The sequence below is a fragment of the Streptomyces sp. NPDC048442 genome (genome assembly GCF_040651475.1).
Classification (GTDB): Bacteria; Actinomycetota; Actinomycetes; order Streptomycetales; family Streptomycetaceae; genus Streptomyces.
This window is the reverse complement of the sequence record NZ_JBEZKB010000008.1, coordinates 69,428-84,018: the sequence shown is the minus strand read 5'-3', so window position 1 is coordinate 84,018 and position 14,591 is coordinate 69,428. Positions and strand designations below refer to the sequence as shown.

The following is a 14,591-nucleotide window of genomic DNA, read 5'->3' as shown; positions in this document are numbered from 1 at the left end:
ACGGAAGCCGTGACCGGTGGCGGAGGAGAGCGGAAGCAGAGGCAGAGGCAGAAGCGGAGACCTGGGGCCGTGGACATGCGGCGCATTGCTCAGGGATATGCGGAACGGGTGACCATGGGGAATCGGTTGCCGTTGGATTTCTCTGTGAAGAGTCTGCGGATCGTGGACTTTCTGATTGATGAGTTGCGGAACGGTAAGACGGATCCCACGGATCCAGCAGATCCGGCGGACCTCGGACGGAATCTGTTCGGACTCGGCGCGTACGTGGGCGAAGTACTCGTACGGAATGCGGGCTCGACGTGGATCGACCTCGCCGAGCCCGAGCGCGACTACTTCCAGCAGCGCGTAGGCATGCGGATGGCGGACGGAATGCTGCGGAGTCCGCTCAGCAAGGTGGCCAACCGGTACGAGGTCGGGCCCGAAGAGTCGCTGGAGCTCTACTACTTGACGCTGCCGGGGCGGGTCCGGGCACGGGATCGGGCACCGGATCGAGTACGGGATCGGGTTCAGGCACCGGATCGAGTACGGGATCGGGTAAGGGTTCAGATGCGGGCCGCGGCTTGACCCCTCAAATCGGCCGTATCTGGCGCGGCCCGCGCAGGGCGGGGCGTATGAGCCAGACTCCGGCGCCGTTCCGTGCCGCGATCCGCCCGGGGGCCGTGTACCGGCCGGGCCGTTCCGCTACAGGCGGGAGTGGGGTGGCCCCCGGGGCTCCCCGGTACCCCGAGGCCCGAATATGCCCAGGTCAGCGGCGCGCGATCAAGATGGCGTGATGGTACTTCGTGACTCTTTCTGACCCCTGTGTGCCCGTGCGCCGGAGCCTAGGTTCGGTCTTCGTCCCAGCACACCGAGCCGAAGGAAGCGATCGCATGGCAGTCACAGGCCTCACCGTCCTCGAAGGCGACCAGCCCGTCCCCCAGGGATGGATCAAGATCAACAAGGACCTCAACGCAGGGGCGGGCGGCGCCTTCCTGTACTTCGCGTACGAGCTGAACGGCGTGTACGCGCCCGTCACGGACGTCATCTTCCTGCTCGACCAGTCGGCGCAGGTCCCGCCCAACTACAACAAGATCAACGTCGACCTGAACAAGGGCGCCGGCGGCAAGTACATCTACGCGGCGTACACGCACGACCCCGACCAGGGCAGCCCGATCCAGTCCTTCGACGTAATGATCAGCGACGACGCCAACGTCCAGCCCCCGAAGCCGTGGGTGCGCGTGGACACCGACCTGAACATGGGCGCCGGGGGCAAGTACGTGTACCTGATCACGCTGTCGATCTGACACTGCCGATCTGATCCGGATCCGTCACGGCGATCGACCACCGGGGCGCGCCGACACGACTTGTCGGTGCGCCCCGGTGCGGGGAAGTACCGTGGCTCAGCCCGTCACGTCCGAACGCGCGCCTAGACAGCGGGAGTCGGCGCTCCGTCCCAGTGCTCCTGGGTCATCGCGTACTCGGCCGTGCGCAGGTCGGCACCCGGCGGGAAGTACTCGGCGGGCGCCTGGAATTCACGGACGTACTCCAGCCCGAGACCTTCCAGCGTTGCCCGCGAGGGGACGTTGGCCACCGCCGTCATGGCGGAGATCCGGGTCAGCCCGAGGTCCTCGAAGCCGTGCCGGAGCAGCTCACGGGATCCCTCACTGCCGAGTCCCTGCCGCCAGTGGCGCCGCAGGAGCTTGAACCCGAGTTCGCCCTGCCCTTCCACTGATTCCTGGTCGGCAGCGTCCGGCAGCCGCAGAATCCAGTAGCCCACGAACTGTCCCTCGACGAATCCGGCCCAGTACCCCAGACCCGCCGCGCGGTCCGCCTCCGCGAGGTTCCCGCGGATCGCTGCCTCCACCTGCTCACGGCTGCGAGCACCGCCGAGGTGACGCATCACCTCGGGATCGGCATCGAGCTCGATCTGGAATTCCAGATGCTCTTCGGACAGCGGGGCCAGGTGGAGCCGCTCGGTACGCAAGATCGCTTGGGACATGGCACCAAGCTTCTCAAACAGCACGCCAGGTTCAAACAAACATTCTGGTTTGCTCGCGACACGTCCGTTTCGCACCGGCGCGATGGGCAACTCACGGTTGACGGTGTCGGCGTCCATCCCCACGTCGTGAGCGAGATCCGGTAGATCCGCGTGGAGGACTTCGCGATGCCCGCGCCGGTGAGGTGCCGGTCGACCGCTGCGGTGTACGTCGCCGGCGGGGCGGGCAGCGTACGACCCGGGCGCACGGCAGCCGGAGCGCGCTCCCGCTACCGAGTTCGGTCACTGGTTCGCTCGTCATCCCGCCCGGCCCTTCCGGCACGGCCGCAGTAAATCCCGCATTTACTGCGGCAGTTGCGTCGTCTCCGTGATCGGCCGAGGTCTGTGCCGCGCGCTGCGGGCACACAGCGGAAAAGGCGTGCCCCCGGGCAACAGCCCGGGGGCACGCCTTTCTGCGGCGCCTGCTGTCAGGAGGAGTGGACCTGGATCTCACCGATCCCCGAGCCAAGGCTTGAGCAGTGCGCGGTCGACTGGCTGGATTCACCCGGGGCAAGGCGGATGTGTTCACCGTCCGCGTCGGACGACCAGCCGCAGATCAGGTGGACCCAGAAGGTGATGGGCTCGCTCCCGGAGTTGGTGCACAGCGCCCATCCGGTGTAGTCGTCGATGTTGTGCTTGCCCTTCTCGCACGAGAGCCCTTGAGGGTCCGCGGCGGGGGCGGCCACCGCGGCGGGCGCCGCGAAGGACAGAGCGAGGGCGAAGGCTGCGGACACGGCGAGGGCGGCACGCACAGCGACGCCCGCCTTCCTGTTGTTCTTCAAAGTGTTTCTCTCCGTGAGGTCGGACGACTTCCTTGCCCACAATGCCGCGCCCAGACCGGACTAAAACTAGGCCCGGCTTCACTGTCCGTGGACGAAAGGATCCGGCACGCCGGGAAAAGGCACACTCAGCCCTGCGGAAGTCAGGGACACGCTGCTCCGGCGTCATCCGACAGTCCGCCTGGGAGAGGTACCAGTCTGTTTGCGGAGTCGTCCTGGTCTGCGCACGTTCCCGCCCGTCAAGTGGCTTCGCCGGAGGACTGGGAGCCGTGCACGGCGAAGAGGTAGAGGCCTGCGTCGCCGACCACGGCGAGGCGGTGGCCTGAGGGGTCGAAGGCGGCGTCCTTGACGGTGCCGTTAGTAGTGAGCCAGCAGACGGGGCGGAGGTCCGGTAGTGCGAAGAGGCCGACGAGGGTGTTGTTGGCGACAAGGGCGACATGGGTATCGCTGACCGCGACGCGCCAGACGTGGTAAATGTACGGTTTCGCCGTGCGTCTCACGAGCCACTGCGCGAGGGGCGACTCGCGCTTGGCCCCGGTCAGCGGCCAGAGGGTGAGGGTCGTTCGTGTGTAGCCCCGGTCCGCGCTCGCGGCGACGACCTTGTCCCCGGCAGGGGTGAAGGCCGCGTCGTACCACTGTTGGTCCCGATCCGATTCCAGAACGATCGAGCGATGTCTGTTCGCGTCCGTCACCAGGAGCGGTGCGAACGAGCGGCCGAGGAGATGGGTCTGCGCGTGTGAGGCGAATTCCGCCAGGGCAGGCGGCCCGGAGCCCCTCCTCCGGAGCGCTCCCGCTTCCTCCGGCCACTGAGGCCGCTGTGCAAAATCGCGTCTGCCGCCCAGCTGCGGAAGGCACGCGCGGGTGCTGGCGGCGGGGCGCAGGGGATCGAGTGAGAACCACTGATCATCGTCGGTGCCTACCGCCAACGTGATGCCGTCCGGGCTCCAAATGACACGGGAGAGGCCCTTCACAGGTTGCTCGTGGGGCGCTACGTCGTCCGTGCCGGGCTGCCACAGTTTGAGCGCCTTCACCTTGCTGGTCGCGGCGATGACGGTACCGTCCGGGTGCCAGGCCAGGGAGTCGGAGGGGTTGTGGTCCACGCCGAGGTCGATCACCGAAGCCGGTGCCGGGACCCCGCCCCGGTAAAGCGCCTGGTCGGACGGCACACGCCAGAGTTCCAGTCTCGCAGCGGCCGGGCGCTGCGAGACATGACGTACTGCCAGGTGATCACCGTCCGGGGACCAGCGGACGAGGCAGCCGCGCAGGTCGTACTCCCGCCACAGGATTTTGTGAGCGAGCGGATCCACCACCAGGACGGCGCCGGTGACCGTCATCGCGACAGTGCGGGCACCGGGCCGCCACGCCAGCTCCTGCGCCCTGCCCCCGAAGTCGCCATGCCGCCAGATCTCGGGGGGGGTTCCCCTGAGAAGGGGTCGGCCCAGCGCAGCAGAATGCCTTCCCAGCCGCGAGGGGAGTCTCTTCCGACGGCATGGACGAGAAGGCCGTGCTCGGGGTGCCAGGCGAGAGCGTCGCACAGACCGGCCGACTCGTCGCCCTCGGCCAGGAGCGGAGTGAGAGGTGTGCCGGCTCCGGGTGCCCACAGCATCGGAATGCGGTCGTGCAGCACGGCCAGGCAGTGGGAGTCGGGTGCCCAGGAGAGAGCCAGGTGTGCGCGGTCCGGCCCACGGCGTACGACTGTGGCGGCGATTTCCGTTCCTGACTCGGGATCATGGACGGCCAGGGTGCACGTCGCTCGGCCCCCGGGAAGGTGAAACGGGTAGGTCCCGGTGTCGCTGGTGATCGCGGTCCGAGTACCGTCCGGACTCCAGCGGACTCCTTCGATGCGGGCGTTGTCGGTCGTGACGGAGTACGAAACGTGACGGCCGTCCGCCGACACCACCTGCAGTTGCGGCCCATGGCCGACGGTGGCGAGCCGGTCCCCGTCCGGGTGCCAGTCGATGGCCAGGCACGAGCCGTCGCCGTGAACGGGAAAGGAGCGCAGGAGCGCCTGGTTGTCGTGGTCGGGCATCGCCAGCAGAGGGATGAGCCCATGGCCGGACCGGGCCTCCTCGACGTACCGGAGCTCCTCCCACACCCCCCGCTGCCCGAACAGCCGGATCTCCAGCGTCGGCCCGACCTCCGTCCCGCCTCTGTATGCCGTGAGCAGATGCCCCGCCCGCCGGACCGACTCCCGCAAAGCCCGCGCATACCCGTCGTCCCCCCGGGCCCCCAGGTGCTCCTCCACGTCCGACTCCAACGCCGCGGGCCCCCCACTTCCGAGACGTGCCACCAGGAACCGCATGTCCCGCAGCAGTCCGGCGAGTTCATCGACCCGCCCGGCCTGCCGGAGGTGGAAGGCGAGGCCGGAGGCGAACAAGGCCTCCGCGCCCGGCAGCCGGTGCCAGCCGCCGGCCGGGCGCATGCGGTCCAGCAGACCGGCGCTCACCTCGGCCATGCGCGTCGGCTCCCTGTGCCGCAGGGCCTCCCGCGTGACGTCGTGCAGCTGGAGCCCGTCGGTGTGCGTGGCCAAGGCGAGTGAACGGCTCACGAACCGGTCGGCCTCCGTACGGACCCGCAGCGCGCTCAGTCCCCACAACCGCTCCAGGAGCCAGTACGGCACGACCTCCCCCTCCGGGAACGCCGCCAGCGCCACCAGCCGTTGACGGGTGGCGGCGGGCAGGTCGGTGAGGCTCAGCTCCAGGGTGCGGGAGATGTTCCGGACCAGATCGGTGTCGGACAGTTCGTCGAGTGTGGTGATGCCCTGGTCGTCAAGTTCGTCGACGAGGGCGGCGACCGCCTCGTCCGTCGTCATCGCATGCCGGTCGGCGAGGCCGCGCAGGATGCCCGACAGCATCACCAGCGCGAGTGGCCAGCGCCGGGAGCGGCGTAGCAGGGGTCCGAGTGTCCCGGTCTCACCGTCGGCGATGAGCAGTTCGGTGGCCTCGTGGTCGTTCATGCCGTCGACGTGGATCTCGGTACCGGCGCCGTTGAGCAGGCCGCTGCGCCGTGAGGTGACGAGCAGAGTGGTCTGTTCGCCCAGGTCCAGGAACGGCCGTAGATCCACCGCGTTCCACACGTCGTCGACCACGAGGAGTGTGGGCCGCTCGGGCAGCGCGGCGCGGAAGGCGTGCGCCGCCGAGGCCACGTCCGCGTACGTGTTCGGGGGAGATCCGGTGAGTACGGTGACGAGCCCGGTCAGCGCCCCCACAGTGCGCTCGGCGCTGGGGTTCTGCCCGAGTTCCACCCACAGCACGCCACCGGGGAACAGCTCCCGCACCTCGGCCTGTCGGCCCGCCCAACTCGCCAGCGTCGTCTTCCCGAAACCGCCCGCTCCGCAGAGGGACAGCTGCCGCGTACGGCTCCGCAAAGCGTCGGCGATACGGCGCTGGAGAGCGAACCGGTGGACGAAGTGGGACGACAGCGCGGGGGCCATAGCGGGAGTGCGGCCAGGAGCTGTCGGCCGCCCGGTCTCGTGGATGACGACATCGCCGTGGACGACGCCGGCCTGCACACGGCGTGGTGGCAGCCGCCGAAACCCGGCCGGGCCGCCGCCGGCCCCGAGCCGGTCCCACCAAGCAGCAGGGTTCGCCACCCCCGGACCCCACTGCGGGCGGTTCGGGTCATGTTCCAAGGCGGTCAAAGGGGTCAGCGTGATCGTGGACGGGCCTTCCCGGGCGGCGTGCTCGATTACCACGCCGAGCAGTGCACTGTCCGCGACGACTGGCGCGCCGGACATTCCTGACCACTGCGACTTCCCCAACGACTCCTGCCCTTGGGGAAGTTCCCGCGGTGCGCTGGTGACCTGCATCGACAACAGCCCACTGGCCAGCCGCGACAGCACCGGCACATGCCCATAGGCGTCGACGGTGTCCCGCACGGCACCGGGTGAGGGGCGCTCCGCGAACCACGGATAGCCGACCGCGTGGCAGCGTTGCACCGGTTCGGCGTCCACGCTGTCGCGGTCCACCACAGCCAAATCCATTGCAGGAAGATCGAACCCGGCCGCATGGTCGATCTCCACCAAAGCCAGATCAGGTCCCGGCCCGTGAGGTTCGCCCACGAACTCCCCGTCCATCCGTGCGGAGTAGAGGGTCTTGTCCGGTCCCCGTACCTGGACCCTGCCCGCGTCGGCCACCACGTGAGCGGCGGTCAGCACCACCCGCCCCACCACCACGCACCCCGAGCCATAGCGAAACCGGGGTGAGGCGCTCGGACCGTGGTCGGCGATCACCTCCACCACACGGGAGGCCAGGGGCACTTCCCGCACCAGCTAGCCCTTCAACTCATCACTTGCCGAGGCGATCTTGACCGGGTTCCCGTCCCTGTCGACGGGCTGTGAGAACGTCACCGTGACCGTCTGCAAGGTCTCACTCCTCCAGCCACCGCTGCCGCCCAGCTCGGCGTTGACCACCGGCACCCGGAAACCCGCCTTGCCCTCTGCACTGCGCGTCGCCCCCACCTTCAACTCCACGGTCAACGACTCCACCGGCAACTGGATCTCCGACCCCGCGCCCGCCTTCCGCGCGGCCAGCAGGTCATCACGCAACAGCGCGATCGCCTCAGCCAGCCCAATGCTCGGATTTGTCACAACCCCTCCATCCATACCCACGCCGCATCGTCGGCGCCGACGTTTCGACGTCGGGCTTCGTTTCGTACGCCACCGCCCGCCGTACGAAGTCCACCGCCATCTCCGGGACGTCCTCCATCGCCGAACACCCCATGTGCCGGTACGACTTCAGCAGCAGCAGAGCCAGCAGATGCTCATTGCAGTCCTTGGCGTCGGCCGCCCACTGAAGCTCATCGCGAGTCGGCGAGAAGAACAGATGCAGCTCGTGCGTGGTGATCAGCCGCCTGAACCGCGGATACGCGGTCCGTTCGATCGATGTCACCACCCACCCCAGGCCCCAGACGACGGTCAACATCACCACCAACGACGCTGAGCCGAATGAGTGACGGGCCGTGCGCTCAGGGCTTCAAGCTCGTGCCGTACACCGCGCGGCGATGACGCTCCGCCAGGCTCGGTTCATTCGCCCGTGGCGTCCCCGGCGCCCTCCGCCTCCTCCGCCTCCCAGCGCAGCAGGTCGCCCGGCTGGCAGTCGAGCACCTCGCAGAGCGCGGCGAGCGTCGCGAAGCGCACCGCCTTGGCGCGGCCGTTCTTGAGTACCGCCAGGTTGGCGGGCGTGATCCCTACGCGGTCCGCGAGTTCGCCCACGGACATCTTCCGCCTGGCCAGCATCACGTCGATGTCGACGGCGATCGGCATCAGATCACCTCGTCCAACTCGGCCTGCAGCTGCGCCGCCTCGACGTCGCGGGCGACGGCCTGCGCGAGCAGCATCCGCAGTACGAGCACGATGAGCGCAACCCCCAGGATGGCCACGCCGATCCCGCCCATGATGAGGGTGACGCCCGGGTCGTCCCGCTGGCCGGGCGCGTTCAGGGCCGCGACCGCGAACCACACGAGAGCAGCCGCGACGATCGCCCCGATGATGACGTCCACGTACCGGAAGGCCGCGTGGGAGAACACGGTTCCGCGTCGCACCATCGTGACCAGCCGCCATACACAGACCAGGGCGACCTGGGCCGCCCCGATGCCCAGGATCGTGATCACGCGCAGCGGGGTCAGCGGGAGCGACCCGTCCTCCGGGTCGCTCCCGCTGACCAACGCCCACACCATCAACGCCTGTACGAACACGGTGCCGGTGAGCACCACCACGAGCACGGCGCGCAGCGCGCGCACTGCCAGCTTTCCCATGACCCATCCACCCTCATCCATCGAATTGCGATGGGAATCTATCGAATCTCGATAGGCAGAGCAAGGGCTGAGCCAGAGGGCGGGCAGCGAGGCAGGCAGCGGGGCGGGCCCGGGGCGGGCGGTCGCGAACTCGCCGTTCCCGCAGGTGGCCACCGGATCGGCGTTACCCCGACCCGGTGAGCGCCGACGCTAAACACTTAACCACCCACACCAAGGAATCCCAGCCCGACCGCCGTTGATACCTGCGGGAGGGTGCACGCAGGGTGAGTCACTCGTTCGGGTGGTTGCGTCAATTCTGGTGTGGTGTAAGGGAATTGGCGCGCTAGGGTCCTCCCCGTAGTCACCAGGAGCCACCACACGACTCCGCGCACAACTCCACATACGAAAAGCGGCCTCAGACCGGGACGGCAATCCCGGCCGAGGCCTCTCCACAGTAGGAAGACGAACCCTTCCCCATGGATGACACGTACCTTAGCGCGCCCGAGTCCGTTCCCGTAGGCGTGCAGCACGTCAAGTACCGGCATCGTGACCGGTTCACGATCGTCGGCAATCACCTTGCGCAGAACCGCAATCTCTCGCTCGTCGCCATCGGCCTCGGCGTCTTCATCCAGTCCCTTCCCGACGGCTTCCGCATCGGCATCAAAGAGCTGGCCAGGGACTTCGACGAGGGCGAGCGGCGCATCTCCTCCGCCTTGCGGGAGTTGGAGGACGAGGGCTATCTGGAGCGCAGGCGGGTTCGGCGGGGGCAGGGCCGGTTCGCCACGCTGACCAGGTTCTTCGAGCATCCGGCTGCCCGTGTGCGGGCGAGTGTCGACGTTGACGCGGAGCCGGAGCCGGACCCAGATCCGGACTCGGACTCGGAGACGGACTCGGACCCGGAGCATGCGCACGAAGGGCCGACAGAAGCGATCTCCTTCAGCGCAAAGTCCATCGAACTGCCCCTGCCCACACCCCAGTTGCCCGTCTCCGACATCCGCCGGCAGATGGCCTGCGCCCTCCTCTCCGAGCTCGTGCAGCACGATCGGCGGCTTCTGCTTCCCGGCATGGATGTCGTACGTCTCGCGCCCGCCGTCTGCGCCTGGATGGAGCGGGGGATCACGGCCGACGAAGTACGGGGCGTACTGCTGCGGAGTCTGCCGGACGGGGCTCTCCCGCACCCGGCCGGGTTCGTACGGTGGCGGCTCGCCGAGTTGATGCCGTACGAGGCGATGGAACGGCCCCGGTACCTGTGCAGCGCCCGTCCGGCCGTCGAGCCCCGGCTGCCGTTCCAGACCTGCGAGGAGTGCGAGCTGGCCTTCCGGGCGGAGAAGCCGGGGCTGTGCCGGGGCTGCCGGGCCACCGCCACCGCGACCCTCAAGTCGATGTGCGTGTCCTGAACCTGGAGGTCGGAGCGGTCGGAGCAGCCAGAGAGCGGCAGGGTCAGCCCCGCACATGCAGTCCGAAGCCCGTGCGGCCCTTCGGCTCCAGGCCCTCCTTCAGGTGCAGCGAGGGGATCTCGTAGTCGCCGAAGTTCTGCTTCCGGAACGCGATCGGCTCCGTCGTCTCCAGCGTGAGCAAACGCTCCTCCCACGCCTTGGCGATGTCCGGGTAGTCCGCTTCGGTCATCCGGTCGGCGCCGTACAGCACGAACGGCGGCACCACCTCGACGCCCGGGTAGTAGAGGATGCCGTGCTGGAACGGGAACAGCAGGTCGTCGATGGGCCCGTTGATCCCGCGCTCGGCGTAGTGCGACTCCGGGCCGCCGACGGTCACCGACAGGAGCGCCCTCTTGCCCGTGAGGGTGCCTTCGCCGAAGCGCTCGCCATACTTGGTGTCGCTGTGCTCGCCGACGCCGTACGCGAAGCGGTAGGTGAAGACGCGGTCCACCCAGCCCTTGAGGATGGCGGGCATCGAGTACCACCACAGCGGGAACTGGAAGATGATCGTGTCCGCCCACAGCAGCTTCTCCTGCTCGGCGAGTACGTCCGGCGTCAGCGTCCCTTCGCTGAAGGCCCGGCCCGAGTCCGCGGCCACCCTCAGCGGGCTCGACGCGGCGGGGCCGTAGTCCTCGGCGTCCACTACCGGCTTCCAGTTCATCGCGTACAGGTCACTCACCCGCACCTCGTGTCCTGCGGCCTCCAGCGTGGACACCGCGAGGTCCTTCAGCGAGCTGTTGAGCGACTGCGGCTCCGGGTGGGCGTGGACGATCAGCGTCTTCATGGGAATTCGGATTCCTTCGGATCGGGTGTCCTGCGGCTGACTTCGATCCTGGACGCTGCGGCGCCCGGTGTTCAGGGGCGCCTCTTCCGTCGGACTGGACTTCCTGGTATCCGCAGGGCCACCCTCGCGAGCCCCGGTCCGGGCACCTCCGCGCCCATACTGAAGCCATGGACGATCTTGCGAGCTTCCTGCGGACCCGGCGTTCCCGGGTCGACCCGGCGGGCGTCGGCATACCCACCGACAGCCGGCGCCGCGTCGAAGGGCTGCGCCGTGAAGAGGTCGCGCACCTGTCCGGGGTCAGCGTCGACTACTACGTACGCCTGGAGCAGGGCCGCGCCACCCAGCCCTCCGAGCAGGTCCTCGACGCGCTCGCCCGCGTCCTCGGCCTCGACGAGACCGAACGCGGGCACCTCCACCGGCTCGCCCGGCAGCCCCGCCGCCGTGCGAAGACGCCGGGCGGTCGGGTCAGGCCCGAGCTGCAGCGTCTGCTCGACCTGGTCTCCGGCGCACCCGCGCTGATCATGGACCACCGCCTGGACGTACTCGCCGGGAACCGCCTCGCCGAGCTCCTCTACGGCCGCCCGCTGCCGGGACCCGCGCCGGGCATGAACACCGCCCGGCACATCTTCCTGGAAGAGGCCGAGCGCGGCCTCTACGCGGACTGGGAGACCTGCACCCTCGACGTGGTCGGGCACCTGCGGCTGGCCGCGGGCCAATACCCGGACGATCCCAAACTCGCCTCTCTCATCGGCGAGTTGGCGATGGGCAGCGAGCGCTTCCGCCGCCTCTGGGCCCGCGCGGACGTACGCGCCCGCACCCACGGCCGCAAGGCGTTCCGGCACCCGCTGGTCGGGCTGCTGGAGCTGCACCAGGAGAACTTCACCATGCCGGACGAGTCGGGCATGGAGCTGGTGGTGCTGTCCGCCGCCCCCGGCAGCCCTACCGAGGACGGGCTGCGCCTGCTCTCGGGTCTGGGCGCCGACAGCGGTGACACGACGCGTCCCGAAGCGCATCGCGCACCGCGTCCCGCACCGAAGACCCAGGCCCACGAGCAGTAGTCACTTGGGCCAGCTTGCGTCTACTTGCGCCAGAAAATGTGGTGCGTCACCCCGCTCGCACTCGGCACGACCTCCAGGTGGAACCGGTCCCGCAGCTCGTCCGGCGACTCCCAGAACCGCACCCCCGCGCCGATCTTCACCGGCGAGACCACCACGTGCAGCGTGTCGACCAGGTCGGCTTCGAGGAACTCCCGGATCGTCGTCGCCCCACCCCCGAGCCGTACGTCCTTGCCCTGCGCCTCTTCCTTCGCCCGCCTGAGCACCGCGGCCGGCTCGTCGTCCACGAAGTGGAACGTCGTGTCGGAGAGCGTGAAGGACGGACGCACGTGGTGGGTCATCACGAACACCGGTGTGTGGAAGGGGGGTTCGTCGCCCCACCAGCCCTGCCAGTCGTAGTTGACCCAGGGGCCGCGCTCGGGGCCGAACTTGTTGCGGCCCATGATCTCGGCACCGATGTTGTGCGAGAAGTCGCGCGTGAAGTAGTCGTCGAGGCCGCGGCTGCCGCCGGGGTCGGTCCGGTTGGGCCAGCTCGCCGTGGCTCCCGCCCAGGACATCAGCTCCGCCGGATCGGCACTGCCGAACGGCCTCTCCAGACTCTGGTTCTCACCGGTCCCGAACCCGTCGCGCGAGACGACGAAGTTCTGGACCTTCAGTAGCTGCTGCCTGCTCATGCGCTTCTCCTCCTGCGTGTTCCTGCGTGTTCCTGCAAGGTCAACAGAAGGTATGACCGTCCTGAGCGGTCGAACTCATCGCTGACCCTTGGCTGCCGCCAATCGGACCAATGAGGCGATGACCGCGGGAGCCACCCCGACGACCGCCACCAGGATCACCACCAGGGTGGGATCGGGTCCTGTGTAGTCGCTGCTCACCTCCTCGTTCGAGACGTACAGAGCCGCCAGCGCCACCAGAAGCGCCGAAACCCCCAGTACGAACGCGGCCAGGCCCCGCCGGGCGGACGGGCTGCGCAACGGCAACAGCGCGATCAGCAGCCAGATCACCGCGACGCCTATCCCGAGGACCCCTATGCCCATGACTCCGCCTTCACTGTCGCCACAACTACCCCTGGAACAAGAGCAGTTGACAGTCTCACGAGCACCGCCCCATGTCACCCTCCTCGCACCGTTACGGCGTACCCGGCCAGGGAAGCTCCGCCCAGACCGTCTTTCCGGGGTTGCGCTCCGTGACCCCCCAGCGGGCCACCAGCTCCTCCACCAGGAGCAGACCGAGGCCGCCGCCCTCCTCGCCCGGTGCGGACGGCCTCGGCGTCGGCAGGCGTTCGCCGCGCGCGTCGGAGACCTCGATACGGAGTACATCCCCCAGGGCGAGCCGCAGCGAGAAGTCACGGCCCGGCAGGTGGCCGTGCAGCACCGCGTTCGCGGCCAGTTCCGCGACCACCGAGACGACGGCGTCGGAGAACTCGCACCCGTACGGCACGCCCCACTCCTGGAGCTGCTGCTGAGCGAGCAGCCGGGCGAGCCGGGCACCACGGAGGGTGGAGGACAGGAGCTGCTCGAACTCGATGGTGGGCGTGGGGATTTCAGTGTTCATGTGACAGAGCGTGGTCGGTCGGATCTAACCTGGACAAGAGGGACCCGGCGACTGTGGGTAGTTGTACGGGTGCGCAACGCGCGTTGTACGGCCAGACGAACGTGACTCAGAAGGCGGCACCGAGTGATCCAGAACCCGGAGCAGGAAGCGACCCCCGAAACCCCCTCCCAGGAGGACGGAACCGCGCATCTGTTCCGCGCGCTGGGCAAGCAGATTAAAGCCTTGCGGGAGTATCGGGGCCTGAAACAAACCGAGTTGGCGACCATGGTCCAGTTCGGCGCGGATCTGATCTCGGCGGTCGAGCGGGGCGTACGGACTCCTCAGCCGGAGCTACTGAGCGCTGCCGAGGTCGCGTTGGACGCGCACGGTGCGCTGGAAGCGGCGATCCCGGACGTCGTCGAGGCTCTGAAGCGCAGCCGGACGCGGCACCCGCAGTGGTACCGGGACTACGCGGGACTGGAGAAGCAGGCCCTGGAGATCCACCACTACGGCAACCAGGTCGTGCACGGTCTGCTCCAGACGGAGGCTTACGCACGGGCCATCTTCACCCGGTGGCGTCCGCTGTTGAGCGAGGAGACCGTGGAGAAGCGGGTGGCGGACCGGTTGTCTCGGCAGGTGGTGCTGGAGAAGTGGCCTCCGGCGCAGTTCGGCTTCATCTTCGAGGAGGTCGTCCTGCGGCGGCCGATCGGTGGGCGCGAGGTGCATCACGCGCAGTTGCGGCGGCTGCTGGCGGCCGGGAGCCAGCGCAACATCACCCTCCAGGTGATCGAGACCGGCTGCGAGGAACATCCCAACATGGACGGGGCGTTCAACCTGCTGACAGCCAAGAACGAGCAGCGTGTGGCGTACACGGAGGTGCAGGGGCATCCGCGTCTGATCGTCGATTCCCGTGAGGTCAGGGAGATCCAGGAGCGCTATGGAATCATGCAGACGCTGGCTCTCAGGCCGGACGCCTCCATGGCCTTGATCGAGAGAATTCTGGGAGACCGATGAACACCGAAGCACTCAACTGGTTCAAGTCGAGCTATAGCGGGGGCGCAGGCGGCGACTGCCTCGAAGTCGCGTACGACTGGCGGAAGTCTAGTTACAGCGGCGGGGCGGGCGGCGAGTGCGTCGAGGTCGCCGCGCACCCCACCACCATCCATGTCCGCGACTCCAAACTCGCCGACGCCAGCCCCCAGTTCGGCGTATCACCGACCGCCTGGACGGCCTTCGTCTCGTATGCGCGGAGCTGACGCT

Annotated in this window: 18 protein-coding genes; 6 read left to right on the top strand and 12 right to left on the bottom strand. The window is 68.5% G+C overall.

All coding sequences use genetic code 11. The features are described 5' to 3' along the window. Window positions 1-162 precede the first annotated feature (162 nt). Both AB0D18_RS14665 and AB0D18_RS14660 read left to right on the top strand, forming a co-directional pair. Window positions 163-564 (top strand): hypothetical protein, encoded by a 402-nt coding sequence (locus AB0D18_RS14665; RefSeq protein WP_362416963.1) that lies wholly within the window; start codon window positions 163-165, stop codon window positions 562-564. Window positions 565-869: 305 nt separating this feature from the next. Further along, window positions 870-1,283 carry a hypothetical protein gene (locus AB0D18_RS14660; protein WP_362416960.1) on the top strand — a complete coding sequence of 138 codons (414 nt, stop codon included), beginning with the start codon at window positions 870-872 and terminating at the stop codon, window positions 1,281-1,283. 122 nt (window positions 1,284-1,405) lie between these two features. On the opposite strand, the gene AB0D18_RS14655 is transcribed toward AB0D18_RS14660, so the two are convergent. The 8 genes from AB0D18_RS14655 to AB0D18_RS14620 all read right to left on the bottom strand — a co-directional run bounded on the left by AB0D18_RS14655 (window position 1,406) and on the right by AB0D18_RS14620 (window position 8,547). Further along, complete coding sequence (locus tag AB0D18_RS14655) at window positions 1,406-1,978, bottom strand: GNAT family N-acetyltransferase (protein ID WP_362416957.1); 573 nt, start codon at window positions 1,976-1,978, stop codon at window positions 1,406-1,408. Window positions 1,979-2,442: 464 nt separating this feature from the next. Continuing rightward, window positions 2,443-2,748 carry a hypothetical protein gene (locus tag AB0D18_RS14650; protein ID WP_362417558.1) on the bottom strand — a complete coding sequence of 102 codons (306 nt, stop codon included), beginning with the start codon at window positions 2,746-2,748 and terminating at the stop codon, window positions 2,443-2,445. A gap of 284 nt (window positions 2,749-3,032) precedes the next feature. Then, a complete protein-coding gene (locus tag AB0D18_RS14645) occupies window positions 3,033-4,127 on the bottom strand; it encodes a WD40 repeat domain-containing protein (RefSeq protein WP_362416954.1) in 1,095 nt (364 codons plus the stop codon). Next, window positions 4,124-7,060, bottom strand: a complete 2,937-nt coding sequence (locus AB0D18_RS14640; RefSeq protein WP_362416951.1) for an NB-ARC domain-containing protein — start codon at window positions 7,058-7,060, stop codon at window positions 4,124-4,126. Before AB0D18_RS14640 ends, AB0D18_RS14645 begins: the two co-directional genes overlap by 4 nt. Before the next feature lie 3 nt (window positions 7,061-7,063). Further along, window positions 7,064-7,381: a trypco2 family protein gene (locus AB0D18_RS14635; protein ID WP_362416948.1), complete on the bottom strand. Its 318-nt coding sequence runs from the start codon at window positions 7,379-7,381 to the stop codon at window positions 7,064-7,066. Beyond that, window positions 7,353-7,715, bottom strand: coding sequence for a DUF4158 domain-containing protein (locus AB0D18_RS14630; RefSeq protein ID WP_362416945.1), 363 nt, complete (start codon window positions 7,713-7,715; stop codon window positions 7,353-7,355). The genes AB0D18_RS14635 and AB0D18_RS14630 overlap by 29 nt, the downstream gene beginning before the upstream one ends. A gap of 101 nt (window positions 7,716-7,816) precedes the next feature. After that, on the bottom strand, window positions 7,817-8,056 hold the full coding sequence (locus AB0D18_RS14625; protein ID WP_362416942.1) for a helix-turn-helix transcriptional regulator: 240 nt from the start codon (window positions 8,054-8,056) through the stop codon (window positions 7,817-7,819). Next, a complete protein-coding gene (locus AB0D18_RS14620) occupies window positions 8,056-8,547 on the bottom strand; it encodes a DUF2975 domain-containing protein (RefSeq protein ID WP_362416939.1) in 492 nt (163 codons plus the stop codon). The genes AB0D18_RS14625 and AB0D18_RS14620 overlap by 1 nt, the downstream gene beginning before the upstream one ends. Before the next feature lie 455 nt (window positions 8,548-9,002). Here AB0D18_RS14620 and AB0D18_RS14615 point away from each other — a divergent pair, with 455 nt between their 5' ends. Next, window positions 9,003-9,923, top strand: coding sequence for a hypothetical protein (locus tag AB0D18_RS14615; protein WP_362416936.1), 921 nt, complete (start codon window positions 9,003-9,005; stop codon window positions 9,921-9,923). Between the two features lie 43 nt (window positions 9,924-9,966). On the opposite strand, the gene AB0D18_RS14610 is transcribed toward AB0D18_RS14615, so the two are convergent. Continuing rightward, window positions 9,967-10,746 carry an NAD(P)H-dependent oxidoreductase gene (locus AB0D18_RS14610; protein ID WP_362416931.1) on the bottom strand — a complete coding sequence of 260 codons (780 nt, stop codon included), beginning with the start codon at window positions 10,744-10,746 and terminating at the stop codon, window positions 9,967-9,969. 167 nt (window positions 10,747-10,913) lie between these two features. On the opposite strand from AB0D18_RS14610, the gene AB0D18_RS14605 reads away from it, so the two are divergent. Next, window positions 10,914-11,804 (top strand): helix-turn-helix transcriptional regulator, encoded by an 891-nt coding sequence (locus AB0D18_RS14605; protein WP_362416928.1) that lies wholly within the window; start codon window positions 10,914-10,916, stop codon window positions 11,802-11,804. Window positions 11,805-11,824: 20 nt separating this feature from the next. Here AB0D18_RS14605 and AB0D18_RS14600 read toward each other — a convergent pair whose 3' ends face one another. The 3 genes from AB0D18_RS14600 to AB0D18_RS14590 all read right to left on the bottom strand — a co-directional run bounded on the left by AB0D18_RS14600 (window position 11,825) and on the right by AB0D18_RS14590 (window position 13,352). Next, window positions 11,825-12,475, bottom strand: a complete 651-nt coding sequence (locus AB0D18_RS14600) for a dihydrofolate reductase family protein (protein ID WP_362416925.1) — start codon at window positions 12,473-12,475, stop codon at window positions 11,825-11,827. A gap of 75 nt (window positions 12,476-12,550) precedes the next feature. After that, window positions 12,551-12,835, bottom strand: coding sequence for a hypothetical protein (locus AB0D18_RS14595; protein ID WP_362416922.1), 285 nt, complete (start codon window positions 12,833-12,835; stop codon window positions 12,551-12,553). 91 nt (window positions 12,836-12,926) lie between these two features. Next, a complete protein-coding gene (locus tag AB0D18_RS14590) occupies window positions 12,927-13,352 on the bottom strand; it encodes an ATP-binding protein (protein WP_362416919.1) in 426 nt (141 codons plus the stop codon). Window positions 13,353-13,478: 126 nt separating this feature from the next. Here AB0D18_RS14590 and AB0D18_RS14585 point away from each other — a divergent pair, with 126 nt between their 5' ends. After that, complete coding sequence (locus tag AB0D18_RS14585) at window positions 13,479-14,345, top strand: helix-turn-helix transcriptional regulator (RefSeq protein ID WP_362417555.1); 867 nt, start codon at window positions 13,479-13,481, stop codon at window positions 14,343-14,345. After that, window positions 14,342-14,587, top strand: a complete 246-nt coding sequence (locus AB0D18_RS14580; RefSeq protein WP_362416916.1) for a DUF397 domain-containing protein — start codon at window positions 14,342-14,344, stop codon at window positions 14,585-14,587. Before AB0D18_RS14585 ends, AB0D18_RS14580 begins: the two co-directional genes overlap by 4 nt. Window positions 14,588-14,591 lie beyond the last annotated feature (4 nt).

Excerpts from the sequence above, each read along its gene's own strand:
- AB0D18_RS14660 (WP_362416960.1), top strand. The coding sequence starts at position 870 with ATGGCAGTCACAGGCCTCACCGTCCTCGAAGGCGACCAGCCCGTCCCC.
- AB0D18_RS14655 (WP_362416957.1), bottom strand. The coding sequence starts at position 1,978 with ATGTCCCAAGCGATCTTGCGTACCGAGCGGCTCCACCTGGCCCCGCTG.
- AB0D18_RS14645 (WP_362416954.1), bottom strand. The coding sequence starts at position 4,127 with ATGACGGTCACCGGCGCCGTCCTGGTGGTGGATCCGCTCGCTCACAAA.
- AB0D18_RS14630 (WP_362416945.1), bottom strand. The coding sequence starts at position 7,715 with ATGTTGACCGTCGTCTGGGGCCTGGGGTGGGTGGTGACATCGATCGAA.
- AB0D18_RS14625 (WP_362416942.1), bottom strand. The coding sequence starts at position 8,056 with ATGCCGATCGCCGTCGACATCGACGTGATGCTGGCCAGGCGGAAGATG.
- AB0D18_RS14620 (WP_362416939.1), bottom strand. The coding sequence starts at position 8,547 with ATGGGAAAGCTGGCAGTGCGCGCGCTGCGCGCCGTGCTCGTGGTGGTG.
- AB0D18_RS14615 (WP_362416936.1), top strand. The coding sequence starts at position 9,003 with ATGGATGACACGTACCTTAGCGCGCCCGAGTCCGTTCCCGTAGGCGTG.
- AB0D18_RS14610 (WP_362416931.1), bottom strand. The coding sequence starts at position 10,746 with ATGAAGACGCTGATCGTCCACGCCCACCCGGAGCCGCAGTCGCTCAAC.
- AB0D18_RS14605 (WP_362416928.1), top strand. The coding sequence starts at position 10,914 with ATGGACGATCTTGCGAGCTTCCTGCGGACCCGGCGTTCCCGGGTCGAC.
- AB0D18_RS14600 (WP_362416925.1), bottom strand. The coding sequence starts at position 12,475 with ATGAGCAGGCAGCAGCTACTGAAGGTCCAGAACTTCGTCGTCTCGCGC.
- AB0D18_RS14595 (WP_362416922.1), bottom strand. The coding sequence starts at position 12,835 with ATGGGCATAGGGGTCCTCGGGATAGGCGTCGCGGTGATCTGGCTGCTG.
- AB0D18_RS14590 (WP_362416919.1), bottom strand. The coding sequence starts at position 13,352 with ATGAACACTGAAATCCCCACGCCCACCATCGAGTTCGAGCAGCTCCTG.
- AB0D18_RS14580 (WP_362416916.1), top strand. The coding sequence starts at position 14,342 with ATGAACACCGAAGCACTCAACTGGTTCAAGTCGAGCTATAGCGGGGGC.